Raw genomic sequence first — 406 nt, 5'->3', positions numbered from 1 at the left:
GTCCAGGAAATTGGTCGAGTAGTTGCGGCTGAAATCGTCTGATGTCAGCACCTCGGTGTTCGACGGCACCTTGTCGCGATCGATCAGGCTCGCGACGCGCTCGGAGGGCCCGGGGACGCCGGTGCCGCCCTCAGGCGCCGCCGCGGTTTGCGCCGGCGCGGCCCGCGTTCGCGCGGTTCGTGAGGTCTGCACCACCGGCTTGGCGGCGGGCTTGATGCTGCGCGTGCCCGACAACGGCGAGGGAGCAATCACGGTGACCGGTGGCAGCTCGGCGGGAGCGGGGGTCTGGGCGTACACGGCGGTCAGCGGCGCAGCAGCTCCGATGGCGGTGAGCACGGCCACGGCGCTGCGCGTGTGGACCGAAGAAGTCAGAAACCGCGTTGCCGCACGCAACAACGTATCAGCC

The 406-nt window shown here is 69.7% G+C and carries 1 protein-coding gene; it reads right to left on the bottom strand.

Annotated features, from left to right (window positions below):
• A partial coding sequence (locus GO615_RS28285) for a hypothetical protein (protein ID WP_211167443.1) occupies window positions 1-342 on the bottom strand: 342 nt, incomplete at its 3' end.
• Window positions 343-406 lie beyond the last annotated feature (64 nt).

It is taken from the genome of Aromatoleum evansii (assembly GCF_012910805.1).
GTDB lineage: Bacteria > Pseudomonadota > Gammaproteobacteria > Burkholderiales > Rhodocyclaceae > Aromatoleum > Aromatoleum evansii.
This window is presented reverse-complemented; position numbering and strand designations above follow the sequence as displayed.